The 13,937-nt window shown below is 35.0% G+C and carries 14 protein-coding genes; 3 read left to right on the top strand and 11 right to left on the bottom strand.

Going from position 1 to position 13,937, the window contains the following annotated elements:
- Positions 1 to 21 precede the first annotated feature (21 nt).
- Positions 22 to 2,139 (bottom strand): PBP1A family penicillin-binding protein, encoded by a 2,118-nt coding sequence (locus NSS97_RS05775; RefSeq protein WP_107887054.1) that lies wholly within the window; start codon positions 2,137 to 2,139, stop codon positions 22 to 24.
- A 127-nt stretch (positions 2,140 to 2,266) separates the two neighbouring features.
- On the opposite strand from NSS97_RS05775, the gene hmoB reads away from it, so the two are divergent.
- Positions 2,267 to 2,752, top strand: a complete 486-nt coding sequence (gene hmoB / locus NSS97_RS05770) for a heme-degrading monooxygenase HmoB (protein WP_107887055.1) — start codon at positions 2,267 to 2,269, stop codon at positions 2,750 to 2,752.
- Between the two features lie 99 nt (positions 2,753 to 2,851).
- On the opposite strand, the gene NSS97_RS05765 is transcribed toward hmoB, so the two are convergent.
- From NSS97_RS05765 to NSS97_RS05745, 5 genes are all read right to left on the bottom strand, one after another.
- Positions 2,852 to 4,270 (bottom strand): PH domain-containing protein, encoded by a 1,419-nt coding sequence (locus tag NSS97_RS05765; RefSeq protein WP_107887056.1) that lies wholly within the window; start codon positions 4,268 to 4,270, stop codon positions 2,852 to 2,854.
- Positions 4,263 to 4,739 (bottom strand): PH domain-containing protein, encoded by a 477-nt coding sequence (locus NSS97_RS05760; RefSeq protein WP_044444056.1) that lies wholly within the window; start codon positions 4,737 to 4,739, stop codon positions 4,263 to 4,265. Before NSS97_RS05760 ends, NSS97_RS05765 begins: the two co-directional genes overlap by 8 nt.
- Before the next feature lie 192 nt (positions 4,740 to 4,931).
- Positions 4,932 to 5,606 carry a hypothetical protein gene (locus NSS97_RS05755; RefSeq protein WP_044444057.1) on the bottom strand — a complete coding sequence of 225 codons (675 nt, stop codon included), beginning with the start codon at positions 5,604 to 5,606 and terminating at the stop codon, positions 4,932 to 4,934.
- Positions 5,607 to 5,855: 249 nt separating this feature from the next.
- Positions 5,856 to 6,875, bottom strand: a complete 1,020-nt coding sequence (locus tag NSS97_RS05750; RefSeq protein WP_107887057.1) for a hypothetical protein — start codon at positions 6,873 to 6,875, stop codon at positions 5,856 to 5,858.
- Positions 6,876 to 7,539: 664 nt separating this feature from the next.
- Positions 7,540 to 9,132 (bottom strand): S-layer homology domain-containing protein, encoded by a 1,593-nt coding sequence (locus NSS97_RS05745; RefSeq protein WP_044444059.1) that lies wholly within the window; start codon positions 9,130 to 9,132, stop codon positions 7,540 to 7,542.
- Positions 9,133 to 9,447: 315 nt separating this feature from the next.
- Here NSS97_RS05745 and NSS97_RS05740 point away from each other — a divergent pair, with 315 nt between their 5' ends.
- Positions 9,448 to 9,831, top strand: a complete 384-nt coding sequence (locus NSS97_RS05740) for a hypothetical protein (RefSeq protein WP_002140733.1) — start codon at positions 9,448 to 9,450, stop codon at positions 9,829 to 9,831.
- A gap of 175 nt (positions 9,832 to 10,006) precedes the next feature.
- On the opposite strand, the gene NSS97_RS05735 is transcribed toward NSS97_RS05740, so the two are convergent.
- The 5 genes from NSS97_RS05735 to NSS97_RS05715 form a co-directional block, all read right to left on the bottom strand.
- Positions 10,007 to 10,660 carry a DUF975 family protein gene (locus tag NSS97_RS05735; RefSeq protein WP_044444060.1) on the bottom strand — a complete coding sequence of 218 codons (654 nt, stop codon included), beginning with the start codon at positions 10,658 to 10,660 and terminating at the stop codon, positions 10,007 to 10,009.
- 201 nt (positions 10,661 to 10,861) lie between these two features.
- On the bottom strand, positions 10,862 to 12,301 hold the full coding sequence (locus NSS97_RS05730; RefSeq protein ID WP_107887058.1) for a PH domain-containing protein: 1,440 nt from the start codon (positions 12,299 to 12,301) through the stop codon (positions 10,862 to 10,864).
- On the bottom strand, positions 12,294 to 12,770 hold the full coding sequence (locus NSS97_RS05725; protein WP_002087158.1) for a PH domain-containing protein: 477 nt from the start codon (positions 12,768 to 12,770) through the stop codon (positions 12,294 to 12,296). Before NSS97_RS05725 ends, NSS97_RS05730 begins: the two co-directional genes overlap by 8 nt.
- Before the next feature lie 83 nt (positions 12,771 to 12,853).
- Complete coding sequence (locus NSS97_RS05720; protein ID WP_002011131.1) at positions 12,854 to 13,024, bottom strand: hypothetical protein; 171 nt, start codon at positions 13,022 to 13,024, stop codon at positions 12,854 to 12,856.
- A gap of 2 nt (positions 13,025 to 13,026) precedes the next feature.
- Positions 13,027 to 13,611 (bottom strand): TetR/AcrR family transcriptional regulator, encoded by a 585-nt coding sequence (locus NSS97_RS05715; RefSeq protein WP_002140728.1) that lies wholly within the window; start codon positions 13,609 to 13,611, stop codon positions 13,027 to 13,029.
- Between the two features lie 156 nt (positions 13,612 to 13,767).
- Between NSS97_RS05715 and NSS97_RS05710 the strand changes: the two genes are divergently transcribed.
- Positions 13,768 to 13,899, top strand: coding sequence for a sporulation protein YjcZ (locus tag NSS97_RS05710; protein WP_107887143.1), 132 nt, complete (start codon positions 13,768 to 13,770; stop codon positions 13,897 to 13,899).
- Positions 13,900 to 13,937: the final 38 nt, after the last annotated feature.

Raw genomic sequence — 13,937 nt, 5'->3', positions numbered from 1 at the left:
TTATTATAGCACAGAGAAAAACTACGGTTTAGCTACTTTTGACTTTTCTCCTTCACGGTTCGTTTGTGTGTTATATGGTACAACGTAAAAACTTGGTTTTGAGAATATATTAATAAACTTTTCCTCATATTTCCCTGTTCCTTTTGCCGTTCCAACGTGAGTATGAATTCCTTTTTCAACTTTATAAATCCGGTACATAATTCGCTCATCAGGAAGCGGCGTCCAGCTTAGTTTCATTGCAAATAAACCGAAAGGACTAAATGCTAGTTTTACTTCCACGTTTTGAATCTTATCTAAACGAATTGGCAGTCCAATTGTTTCAACACCTTTTGGCCTATGAAAACTCGCTTTATCTTGTATATTTGCTTTCGTTAAAATCTTTTTAAATAACATCGTTGCAGATGCATTTCCATCTTGTAATTGATGCTCTTTATCGGTGCGGTCATAGCCAATCCAAACTGCACCTACTAAATTCGGTGTATATCCAACGAACCACATATCACGCGCACCATTGTCATCATTCGGCAGTGAAGTTGTGCCTGTTTTTCCAGCTAAAGCTCCATTATATACGCCAGCTTTCGCCGTACCTTCTTTCACAACTCCTTCAAGCATCTTTGTCATATACCATGCCGTTTGCTTCGAAAAGACTTTCGTTTCAGCTTTTGATGATTCTCCAATGACTGCTCCGTGTCTATTTAATACTTTATCGATAACGTGCGGTTCGATAATATTCCCGTTTGCTAAAAAAGATCGGTACATTTTGACAAGATCAAATGGAGACACACCATTTTTCAGCCCGCCAAGTGCTGTGCTTAAACCTGAGTCCGCAATATGAACATTCCCTTTCTCTAAATATTGCTTTCCCTCATCTACCCCTAATTCATTTAATAAAGATACAGCTGGCACATTTGCTGATTCTAATACCGCATCGTACATCGTCATCTCTTTCGTATACTCATGATTATAATTTCGAGGTTCATAACCTTCAAACGAACTTTTTTCATTCGTTAATAAAGAATATGGATTATATTTCTTCGTCTCAAGTGCAGGTCCATATACGATAAGTGGCTTTAAAACAGAACCAGGCTGCCGCTTTGCAAAAACGCGATTAAGCCCTCTCGGAACATACTCTCTTCCGCCAATCGCGGCTTTAATTCCGCCAGTCTGATTATCCATTAATAAAAATGCACCTTGCGCCCCGTTTTCTTTACCAGGGAAATTTCTCGCATCTTGAAACTGGTTATATGCTACCTTTTGAACTTTTTCATCCATCGGTACGACAAACGTATATCCTCCGCGCAGTACTTCTTGATGCGATAAACCATATAAACGCGCCGCTTCATCTATAACCATATCGATATACGGCATATATGCGAGTTCACGTTCATCTGAATTTTTATAAAGAGCTATTGTTTTCCCTTGGTAACGAACACTATCTTCCGCTGTTAAATAGCCTTGTTTATGCATAAGTGACAAAACAAGATCACGGCGCCCTTTACTCTTTTCTAGGGATAAGTACGGTGAATAGCCATTTGGCGCTTTCGGAAGCCCTGCAAGCATAGCTCCCTCTTCCACTGTTAAATCTTCTACATTTTTATTAAAATACAACTTTGCTGCCGCTTGAATACCATATGCCCCATGACCGAAATAAATATGGTTCATATACATTTCAAGAATTTGCTGCTTCGTATATTTTTGCTCTAATTGAAGAGAAATTGCGACCTCTTTCAATTTGCGCGTAAATGTTTTTTCGCGAGTTAAAAAGACGTTTTTAGCCAGTTGCTGCGTAATCGTACTACCGCCTTCTACCTTCTCTCCAGCTAACGCGTCTTTATAAAGCGCCCGAAATATAGAAGGGTAATCAATTCCTTGATGCTCATAAAAACGAGAATCTTCCACAGCAATAAATGCTTGCTGCACGTACTTTGGAATTTCTTCAATCGGCACGAGCTCTCTATTTTCTACATATAACTTCGTAATTTCTTTTCCTTTCTGGTCAACGATACGTGATGAAGAGTGGAAAACAAGCTGCTTTTCATCCATCATATAGCCACCAGTTAACACAATAAGTTTATAGAGTACAATCGCTACTACGAACGTTGCTACCCCGCCTAATAAAGTCCACTTTGCTTTCTTCATACATCGGCCTTCTTTCCAAATGATGGTACATTTATTATTTGAAAAAGAAGTATCTTTATGTATATAATCTTCGAAGTTTTTTAAGAGAATTGATATAATAGAGACAAACCATAAAGGGGGCATTAAAATGAAGGCTATTATTTCATACGAAACACCTCTAGAACAAGCACATTTCACTGCAAAAAATAACGAAAAAGATATGTTTTATAAAGAAAATACTGAAGAATCTGTAGAATCGACACTTCAGTATGACGTATTAGACGCTGTTGGAGAATTTAAAGGACAATCTGGCTACATCGTTTGTAACAACATTTCTGTAACAGACGAAGGTCGCCCTGTATTTGAAAACCGTTTTAAAAACCGTGCTGGTCTAATCGAAAATGAGCCTGGCTTCCAAGCAATCCGTGTTCTTCGCCCATTAAGTAATGATACATATGTCATCTTAACGATGTGGGAAACTGAGCAAAACTTTAAAGACTGGACAGAATCACGTTCATTCGAAAACGCTCATAAAAAACGCCCTGCACAAGCACAAGCGCATCCACATGCAGAACAGCAAAAAAGCATTTTCTCTCGCCCGTCGTTCGTGACTACTTTTGATGTGTTAGTTTAAGTTTCTGAGTTTAGAGACCACGGTACATGAAATTATATTAGCGATTTTTCGAATATATCGACTTATCGACAAATGACGACACACAAAAAGGAAACACCATTACACACTGGTGTTTCCTTTTTCTTTGTACCAATTATATATGCGAAGCGCGTCTTCTTTTCGCATATGCTTCACTTCATAACCATGTCCCGCCACCGCTACAGCAGCTGTACATAACTCGTCTTTCTTTTGAAAATGCGACTGATTATATCCTACTACTTGAACATGCCTTCTTCGCATGATCCCTGTATATTTCGCGAGACCTCGGTGCACCATTACTAACTGATTGTCTCGTATCATATATCCACCACTTTTATATCTAGCGTATGCAAGTATTGTAAATACAATAAATAGCGGTATAAGAACGAACAACGCAGTATGTTGTTTAAAATATATACTCGCACCAGCGATTGGCACAGCGAGCACAGCATTTGTAATCCAGCCCATTACGACGTAACGGCGTAATGCAGCCTTCGGTAAATGAACGATTTCCTCTTCTATTTCATATGGCAACTGTAAATAGGCAAGTAGCTGCTGTACATCTTTTTTCTTCATAAAAGGATGTAACATCACTTCATTCCCTGCCGCTTCTATACTTTGAATGACTTCCACTTCGACAGAGCAATAACCGAAAGGCTGGCGGAGAATTCCTTCTTTTACAGTAATCGCTTGAATGCGGTGTAATTTTAACACAAACTCTTTCTTATCAAATAACCCTTGAACGATACGAATTTCATTTCCGTTTCGCTCAATTTTAAAGTTCGCGTATTTTAATGCATAGCCGGCCGTAGAAATGACCCACGAAATTGCCATTAAAATCGCGGCCATAACGATTAATTCATATACACCGTTATCCATCACATACGCTTCCACTTTATTTATGAGCCATTCTGGAAGAAATTGATTAAACTCTGTGTAAATAAGAAGTAATCCAGAAAACACTAATCCGAATCTACCAGACGTAATGGAAGCTACTAAAATCTCTTTCATCGTTAACTGATAAATCGTCTTACTTTCTTCTGCCATGGGTACTTCTTCACTCGCAGCGCTTCTTTTTTTATTTAATAAGGCAATCAGTTCCTTCGCTTCATCTTCTTTAATACCAGCTAACATCACTTCCGGCTCACTACCGCCGCCCGCTACTTCTATATTTAATTTCGTAAGCCCAAGCATTTGATAAATGACATTAGAAGATGTACTAATGTTTTGCACACGGTCTTTATTTAAATAACTTTCCTTCTTTACAAAAACACCGTGTTTTATATGTAAAATATTATTTTCAACCCAGTACACTTTGAAATACCATTTTATAGCTGAGAAAATTGCCATAATAAATAATACAAACAAAAGAACAAGATGTAAGAAATACCAAGGTTTTACTTCACCATCTGAACGAAATAAAACAAGAAAAATAAAAGGCAACAAAGTCGCAATTCGAATACCTAACAATATCGTGATCGGATGTTGCCTCTTATACACCCTCATCACTCACTTTCGCAAGCTCTCCAATTTGTCTTTTCAACTGCTCTGCTTCTTCTTTCGTTAAACCTGGAATACTATGAGAAGTTGCCGCTGTTGAAATATGTAATTCTGCTAAATTATACTTTCTCATAATTGGCCCTTGCTCAATCGTTACGTGCTGCACGCGAATCATCGGAATAAGTACGCGTTTTACAACGAACATTCCCTTTTGAATCTCAATCTCTTCTTCATTTAATCTGTAACTATAATAACGTTGACGTAAATTTGGAAATACAAAATAGTCGAGTGGTATGTATAGAACTGCTCCTGTCACTAACAATCCAAACAACCAGCCCCACCAGTTAAAGTTAATCATAAAAAAGAAATACGCAATTACGACTGCTAGTATAACTGCCGCCCCAATTAAAGCATGAATTCTCCACACTTTTAGCATATTAGAATGAATCTCCTTTTCTAACGGCTGCATCTCATCACTCCAATTATATGAATTTATTAATTATATATTAGTTGTTATATACAGTTTTGTAAAATTATAGTTTCTTACATTGTGTCGAGCATTTCTTTAAAATTCCCTTCATTAATCGAATACACATAAAGAAAGAAGAAGCAATAGCATCTCTTCTTTCTACAAATCATTTCTTCTATAATAGCTTTATTATTAAATATAAATTTCTTCTTTCCAACTACTAGATTTTGATTTGACCACAATTAAATTTTCACTTTCCCATTTTAATGTGCCTAAAAATCTTGAATACACCATTTCGTTACCTACCTCTTCCACCAATAATTGATCGCGAATCTTTAAACCCTTTTCATCGTACACCTCACATCGTAGTTGGAAACCTTTAACACGATGAATTCCTTTTAATATCGCTATCTTCTTACGGCTTGGGCTTTTTTTAGGTGTCTTCCCTACTAAAAATATCCCTTCATAGTTTTGTTTCACAATTTCTCCCAAAGACTCTTCGACATACTCTCTAACAATAGATGGTGAGAGAGTAGAGTTTTCTTCAAGTCCGGGGATAACATATTGATGTACTAATTTACAAAACTCATTGTATTTCTCTTCAACTGAATCACGTGTTAAAAATCCCATAAAATCGTAAGGAACATATACACAAATTTCACCTAAATCTCTATTCACTTTATATGAAATATCAGTATTTTCATTAGCTAAACAATAGACAGTAACTTGCTCAATCTCTCCTAATCCCATTTCAAACTCGTTAATTTTCTTTGAGAAAATTAACTCAAAAATCCTAATTTCATGCACACGCAAATAATGTTTTTTAGGACGTTGTTTTTTCCAATCATAAAATTTTACTTCGAGCACTATAATTCACTCCTTTTAATAAAAAACACTATGAAAACAATGTAATCCTACAACATCATAGCCTCACACATTCATTATATTAAAAATAAAGCTAGTTTTTTATAATTTTTTTGATATAATTACTTACGGGAAACGGGAAGACATTTATCTTCCCTTGTGTTTTTATTTGCATCTAGTACTTTTGCTAGATGCTTTTTTTTATGCTAAAAAGGTACCCTCAAATACTTTGAGGATACCTTTTTCATCAATTTAGTGCATTTCAACAATTGTACCATCTTCGAACACCTTGAATACTCCAGTAAATCCTGATCCAGCTGCACCTTCTATTTTATATGTCGTACGCACTCTAATTTGATAATATTTCTTTCCATTTTCTACTTGCGTATCCTCTAGCGTGTAATTATATTCTTCTTTATATTCTTTTTTGATATATTCTTTAGCTTTCTCAAAAGTAAATGCATCTTGATTCTTTCCTGTCTCTACCTTTTGATCCTTTTCTGTCTCTACTTTTTGGTTCTTTTCTGTTACTACCTTCTGATTCTTTTCTGTCTCTGTTTTTTGGTTCTTTTCTGTTACTGCCTTTTGATTTTTTTCTGTCTCTGCTTTTTGGTTCTTTTCTGTTACTGCCTTTTGATTTTTTTCTGTCTCTGCTTTTTGGTTCTTTTCTGTCGCTACCTTTTGACTCGTTACTGCATCATTTTTTTGTGCCTTCGCTGCTGTCGTTACACTCTTTGCAGTTTTTTCCTCTTCACCAATTTTAGTGATTAATCCTAAAGCCTTTTTATTATATTCTTCAAGGTTCTTGTTATCTTTTGTTTCTGAAACTACCTTATTTAACATCTCTTTCGCTTCTGCATAATTTTTCTTACTTATTAACTCTTCACTTTTTGTCAGTTGCTCTTCATACTTCTTTTTTTGTTCTAAGATCGCTACTAATGCTGTTCGTTCTTCCTTGGCTTGTTTTATAAGCGTATTATTTCCATTCTTCATGTTCTCTACTTTTTCAAATGACTTGATTGATTCTTCTACCTTTGTTTCTTCTTTTAACTTCACTGCTTCAATCATTACTTTCGTTTGTTCTACAAGCACTTTTACATCTGAATCATCTTTTTTCTCATCTAATGCTCGTTCAAATGATGATAAAGCATTTTTATATTCTTTATTCGTTAACGCGGTCTTCCCTTCATCCATTGCTTTGTCAAAATCCCCATTACTACATCCAGCTAGCATTAAAAACGTAAGTCCAATTACCGTTAATAACTTTCTCATTTTCTCTCCCCCTATATATAACTAAAACAATAACATCATATGTATAAAAGTCTGTGTAGTAATTAGACTGAAAGTAAATATGTACTGTACATTTCATTTACTATCATTACTTAAAACTCCTAAATAGTTGGTAGTTGGTTTTCTTCTTCTTTTAAGACAGAAAGGAATTTTAATAAAGCCCTTACTCAGAATCTTTACTACACACACTCTTATACACATAGAAAAATCATTTTTCGTTTATAGTTTGCTATTTCTTCAGCTTTAAATATTCTCAGCTAATTGGAATACAAACTATAATCTGTAACATACCGAAAAGCAACAGAAAACAAACCGTAACAAAAGTCACGATTCGTAACTCTTTTGTAACGAAAATGTAACATAAGATTTTTAAACATACAATAGTTTTTTTACATTATTTTCCGACATCTATATTTTAAGCGTCAATAAGATACCAACCCTTAGTGTAAATGCGGATTCTCCATAAAAGCATACAGGGGATCTTTCCTCATTGTCATCCAGTTGAAAAGTAAACAGTACTCTGAAACAAGAATTTCATACGCTAATAAAAAAAGCCTACTAATTAAAGTAGACTTAAAATAATGCCACCTTTTCGTGCAATTGGTTATCACGAAAAGATGACATGAAAATCTTTAAAGTTATCAAATTAATAGTTTGTCAGTTCATTTTCAGGAGTTTGAATAATAACAGGGTTTTTCCCTGGATCAATCCATCTTAAAATATCAATAACATTTTGTTTATCTACACCTGTACACCCTTCTGTCCATGAAGTAGAAACATGGAAGAAGATTGCGCTTCCTTTGTATGGTGTACGTGATTCAGTATTATAATTAATTACGAATCCATAATCATATGCTGGAATATACATATTTTCAGCTGATTTCCATCTACCTCTTACAGGCTTTTCCTGTAAAGTATTATAGTATGGAGATGTCGAATCATCTACCCAAACGTGATTTTGCGTTAAATTAATAAAGGGAAGTTTCGTACCAGGATTCCCTTGTCTACCGAAAGCTGCACCAATTGTGTATTTTCCTCTTGGCGAACTCATACCACTTTCACTCATCTCAACTGCAAAACCTTTTTTCCCAATATATCCACTTATATTCTTTCGCTCTCTCCATTTCCCATTTGAATTTTCAAATGTACGAACTTGAGCTTGATCCGTATTATAGCCTTTTGTTGTAACTAAAATAACCTGTTGATTATTTTGGATTGTTTTTAAGTTATCAATAACTGTTCGAGATTCATTCATATTCATCCATTGTAGACCTGAACCAGTTCTTATACGCAACCACGTACCTCTTTCTTCAACTACTGTTACCGTTTGCGATGTATATTTTACAAGTACATTCGCTGAGTCCGCTGGATAATCATATGTGAAAAAGTCTCTATTAATATGAATTCTTTTCTCGTTTAATAAGATCCATTTGAACCCTTGATATGTATGGATTTTAACCCAGCCATCTCCTCTTTCTTCATACACTGTGACAGTTTGCGGGGCACCTTCAAAAGCGATTCCTGAAGATAATGATGCATCGTGATAAGCAAAGAAATCTTTGGACATCTGAATTTGTTTACGCTTAAACTCTTTATCTTTTGAAGTGTCTGTTCGAGCGACTAAACTTACAGTTTCAGCACGAGTAATCGTTTGATCAGGCTTCCAATTATCATTACCATATCCACTTGAAATACCTAATTCAACCAAGATATTTACATATTTCTCGCTCCAATGCTCTTTTAAGTCGTTAAATATTGTTGGAGGATTCCCTGTCACTTTCTCTTGTAATTTGTATGCATTTACTAGCATAGAAGCCATGGCGCCTCGCGTTAACTTTCCAGTAGGGTTAAACTTCCCGTTCCCTTCTCCTTTAATAACACCCACTTTTTCTATAGCCGCAATATACGGAGCTGCCCAATGCTTTTTTGAGTCATCAAAAGTAGGCGCTGCCGATTGATCGACAGGAAGGTTCAATATTTTCGCCATCATTTTTGCGGCTGAGCCTCTATCTATCTCTAAATTTGGTGAAAACGTGCCATCAGGCATACCTGACAATACATTTTTATTTATAAGATAATCTACTGATGGCTTTACCCACCCCGGAACATCAGGGAAACTACTTGGAGCTGCTTGTGCTTCATTCTTAGTTACATTTTCCATTTCAGCTAAAGAACTTGAAGAAATAGAAAGAGATCCTACTGCAATCATACCTATCGTTGCTATTTTTATAAGCTTCATATTTATACATGTTCCCCTTTTCTTAATTAAACTAAATTGTAGTACCACGACCTTTTGTGATTCATTTCACAAAATCTATCGTAATCATAAATCGATAAATGTTAATTATAACCTTTTATCCTAAATATTCCAATAGATGATTTAAAAAGAAAGAATGTACTACCAGTTTACTGTTTATATTAGAAGCGAAAAAATAAAGCTAGTTTTTTATATACTTGATATAATTACATATAGGAAACGGAAGATTTTTATTTGTATTTAGTTCTATTGCTACATGCCATTTTATATTATTTTACATAGTCTCGGGGGATTATATTGAAGAAATTTACTGTTAGCTATATAGCATGTTTACTAGTTTTCTCTACTGCTGTGAATGTCTTACAGTATGCACGCGTTCCAAATTATGCGGATTCATGGGGACCGATTTGGGTATCTATTATTATGTTTTCAATTCTTGGAAGCATTCCTGTTCTTATCGGTTGTTTATTAGGTGAATTTTGTTATAGAAAAATAAAAGGAAGTCACGAATTAAAAATCGGTATTCCTTTATTTATACTGTTAGGTATTTCCTACAATCATTTATTCTTTATGTGGTTTAATGACAGAGATTTTCTATCCTTTTATTTAGAAGCTTTTCTGGATACTGGCCTTCCTATTACTGTATCATCTTTACTGTTTTATCTTATAAGACGGCGTTAATTCTCTCATCATTACATAAAAAAATAACCCTCTATGATAAAAAATAGAGGGAAGAATTTCTATATAAAAACCTATACCTTATCCTGAAGTGAACCCCGAAAACAGAACACATATCAAAACACCTAAACCGTCTGTCCCCTATATTCTTTAGGAGATAAGTGGTTTAGGTGTTTTATTAGAAGGTAGTACCTTCTTTTTTATAATATTCTTTTGAAATCTCTTCATAAAATGCAGCTGATGTCGTGTAGAAATAAGGTACTAACCATAAGAAACCGATTCCTAAAGTAAGAATACTTAAAATGAACCAACCTAAGAAACTTAAGCATAGTAAAAAGTAATCCATTTTATGTCCATTCATCATATGGCGACTTTCGGTAATCGCTTGATTCGCTGTGTATTCTGGACGATCATTCAAAATAAAATACGTCATAGAATAAGAAAATGATTTAATAATACCCGGAATAATAAGAAGTAATGTCCATAGCATCAAGTATACATACATTAGTAAATATGTTAAAAACGACTTCATAAGCTTACTTCCATCGCTAAACCATCTAAATAAATCACCAATACGAGCACTAGTCTCACGGATTACATTTAAAACAAGATAGTAGGCGCCTATTGTTAACGGACCAATAACAAGCATTGCAATAATACTTACTGTAAGCGAATCACTTGCTTCTTCCCAACCCCAAAACATCGAGAAAACACCTGTAATTAGAAGTTCAACAGCTCCAATAAGGATTCCAAGTAATAAGGTTGCCCCTACCGCTAATCCCCATTTTCCTTTTAATGCATCAAGTGCTTCTCTTTTCAACTGACTTATCATATATAACCTCCTAATATTATTTCTATATTAGTATACCATTTATATCAAAAATTTCACGAATTTCCCTGAAATAGAAAGGTACTACTTTTTTCTGATACGTATTGAGAAATGTGAGCTGTATTTGCACCCATATATGAATCAAATTACTCATTTCTCCATAACAAAAAAGCCTGCCTTTCATACTAGGCAAGCCTTTTCAAATTAATTCTCACTTATTCTCTTCTTATACCAATCCTGCATTCTCTCCGCATCTTCTACTCTCGTATGCTCTAGTTTATAATTCGATGATGCACTAGAAAACGTATACGTACATAAATCCGCTCGGCGCTGGAAATATGATTGTGTTTTTTCAATTGATTGGACGTGTCTTCTTCTTACAAGCCCTGTATGTTTCCCAATACTACGATGTATAATCGTAATTTGTTCTCCGTTTACACCGTAACCATTTGTTTTAAATGTTGCGTATCCAAGTGTAAAGATGAGAATAGCTAGCGGTAACAACGCCCACATGATGAAATACTTTTCAAAGTATATGCTTATCCCAGTAAGCGGGACTGCTAGCATTGCGAAGAATATAAAACTATCAATTAAATAACGGCGCAAGGCTACTTTTGGTAATGCAGTAATATTTGTATTCAGTTCATATGGCAATTGTAAATGAGCGAGTAACTCTTGCACACGATCTTTTCGAATAATCGGATGCAGCGTAACTTTGTCTTTCTCTTCTCCCAATCCCTTACTTTGAATGACTTCGACTTGCACAGCACAATAACCGAACATCTGACGGAAAATACCTTCTTTTATCGTAATCCCTTGAATGCGGTGTAACTTTAGTACAAGTTCTTTCCTTTCAAGTAATCCTTGAGAAATACGCACTTCATCGTTTTTTCGATTTACTGTGAAATTACCATGTTTTAACGCGTAACCAATTGTAGATATAATCCACGAAAGGACGAGTAAAATAGCTACCATGTAAATCCAGCCGTATATATCATGATCCATTACATACGACTCTACGCTATTTTTTATCCATTTCGGAATGTACTCATCTACTTGGTGATACACGAAAAAGATTAATGAGAATAATAGTCCAAACTGACCAGATGTAACAGATGCTAATAAAATTTCTTTCAAAGTTAATTTGTACTCTGTCGCTTGCTTTTCCTCTGTCATAACTTCTTTTTCTACTACTTCTTCTGATGTTTCTTCTGCTTTTACTTCTGGAGTTGGCTCATTTAGTAAGGAAATAAGCTCCTTCGCCTCATCTTCTGTAATACCAGCTAGGCTTACTTCGGCATCATCGCCTCCGCCAGCTGTTTCGATTTGAATTTTCTTTAAACCCAGCATTTGATATAACACGTTTGAACTTGTATTAATCGTTTGAACACGTTCTTTATTTAAGTAGCTCTCCTTCTTCACAAAGAGCCCTTGTTTAACATGTAATACGTTATTTTCAACCCAGTATGTTGTGTAATACCATTTCTCAAACGCTGAAAAAACGGTGAGTAAACCGAATCCAGCGGGAATTAAATACCAAAATGGAAACTTTCCATTTAAACTAAACATGAAAATAAGTAATGGTAAAAAGTCTGTCAATCTCAATTCTAATAACATCGTGATTGGATGTTGCCTCTTATACATCCTCATCACTCACTTTCGCTAATTCTGCGATTCTCGTTTTTAACATTTCTGCTTCATACATCGTTAAGCCTGGAATGCTGTGAGAAGTTGCCGCTGTTGAAATATGTAATTCTGCTAATCCATGTTTTCTCATAATTGGTCCTTGTTCAATTGTAACGTGCTGTACACGAATCATTGGTACTAATACGCGCTTTACGACGAAAAGACCGTGCTGAATTTCAAGTTCTTCTTCATTTAGTTGGTAGCTATAATAACGCTGACGTAGTTTCGGGAATACAAAGTACGAAAATGGTGCTAGCGCAACTGTTAACCCAACCATCACATACAAAATCCACGCCCACCAATCAAACTTTATCATAAGGAACAGGTAAGCTAAAATGACGAGAATACCGATCCCTTCTTCAATTACAGCACGAACTTTCCACACCTTGACCATGTCAGGATGAATTTCATTTTTCAATGGATCCATGTAACCACTCCAAATCTATTAATCTAATATATGAATTGTCTCAATCTATATTTTACATAACTTTACATAAAATTGAAAATTTATTATTTATCCGTTTTTTTCTCAGGAATAAAATATCCGAACCAAAGGAGCCAAACTAAACTAATTAATGCGAGCCAACCTTTATCCGCTTGGAAAGCTTCAATCATACCTGGAATTTTATACACTCCCACAAATCCAAGGAAACCGAGCCACCAGTTTTTCTGCATTTTCATTTTTATTCCCCCTCCTTCATTACGTTTTTCACATTTCGAATCCAAATTTCTTTATACTTTAAATCGAATCCTATTAATATGTAATTACTCATATTATCAATAACGAGCGCTAACGTATGCGCGTTTTCTTCAGTTGCATGTTGTGACACAACACCAAGTTCCACACCTTTCTTTAATAAATCGTGGAATCCATTTAAGAAATCTTCTTGTATTTCAAATAAGCGTTTCTGGTACTTTTCATTTCGCGTCGCAGTTACGATGAATTCATTTATAACGCGTAATATGCCTTCTTGACCTCTATACTCAGACAACATATGTAAACCATCTGCGATTAACTTTTCTGCAAAGTTTTCTTTCGTATATTGTTCTTTATCGAAGTAACCCACGAAATAATAGCCAGAAAAAATCTCTTCAAATAAAAAATCAACTAGCGCTTCTTTAGACGGAAAATGATAATAAATAGCTGGCTTTGATATACCTACTTCTTTCGCAATCATTGAAAGACTCATCTTCTCAATGCCGTGCTCTGCCATTAGTTTAAATGATGCATCTACAATGTGCTGCGATGTTTGTAAATTTTTTGTCATACTGTACCTCTTCTATTTTTACTTACCGGTCGGTAAGTAAATTGTAAAATGAAAATGAATGATTTGCAAGTTAATTAGAGTTTTAAGAGGAACTTCTTGATGAACCTAGAAAAATATAAAGTAAAAACAATGTATAACGATAAGGAGGGTTTTCATATGGGATCTGGCGGTAAAGGTGGTAGCGGCGGTGAAGATGGTAAGAGCGATAGTAGTGGGCTTTTATTACTCATTCTGCTCTTTATCGTATTCATTATAATTGGAGCTAGTTATAGTGTGTTTAGCTTCTAAGAAAAGACACAATTCAGTTAGTTATAGTAGCGTAGAAA

It is taken from the genome of Bacillus sp. FSL R12-0074, from assembly GCF_038005725.1.
GTDB classification, from domain to species: domain Bacteria; phylum Bacillota; class Bacilli; order Bacillales; family Bacillaceae_G; genus Bacillus_A; species Bacillus_A mycoides.
Note: the sequence above shows the minus strand (reverse complement) of the source record. Positions and strands in the feature narration are given on the sequence as shown.

What these genes read in the sequence shown, in the direction of transcription:
- NSS97_RS05720 (WP_002011131.1), bottom strand. Translation starts at nt 13,024, where the DNA reads ATGAAAATGCAGAAAAACTGGTGGCTCGGTTTCCTTGGATTTGTGGGA.
- NSS97_RS05760 (WP_044444056.1), bottom strand. Translation starts at nt 4,739, where the DNA reads ATGCAGCCGTTAGAAAAGGAGATTCATTCTAATATGCTAAAAGTGTGG.
- NSS97_RS05710 (WP_107887143.1), top strand. Translation starts at nt 13,768, where the DNA reads ATGGGATCTGGCGGTAAAGGTGGTAGCGGCGGTGAAGATGGTAAGAGC.
- NSS97_RS05735 (WP_044444060.1), bottom strand. Translation starts at nt 10,660, where the DNA reads ATGATAAGTCAGTTGAAAAGAGAAGCACTTGATGCATTAAAAGGAAAA.
- NSS97_RS05750 (WP_107887057.1), bottom strand. Translation starts at nt 6,875, where the DNA reads ATGAGAAAGTTATTAACGGTAATTGGACTTACGTTTTTAATGCTAGCT.
- NSS97_RS05745 (WP_044444059.1), bottom strand. Translation starts at nt 9,132, where the DNA reads ATGAAGCTTATAAAAATAGCAACGATAGGTATGATTGCAGTAGGATCT.
- NSS97_RS05775 (WP_107887054.1), bottom strand. Translation starts at nt 2,139, where the DNA reads ATGAAGAAAGCAAAGTGGACTTTATTAGGCGGGGTAGCAACGTTCGTA.
- NSS97_RS05715 (WP_002140728.1), bottom strand. Translation starts at nt 13,611, where the DNA reads ATGACAAAAAATTTACAAACATCGCAGCACATTGTAGATGCATCATTT.
- NSS97_RS05730 (WP_107887058.1), bottom strand. Translation starts at nt 12,301, where the DNA reads ATGTATAAGAGGCAACATCCAATCACGATGTTATTAGAATTGAGATTG.
- NSS97_RS05725 (WP_002087158.1), bottom strand. Translation starts at nt 12,770, where the DNA reads ATGGATCCATTGAAAAATGAAATTCATCCTGACATGGTCAAGGTGTGG.
- hmoB (WP_107887055.1), top strand. Translation starts at nt 2,267, where the DNA reads ATGAAGGCTATTATTTCATACGAAACACCTCTAGAACAAGCACATTTC.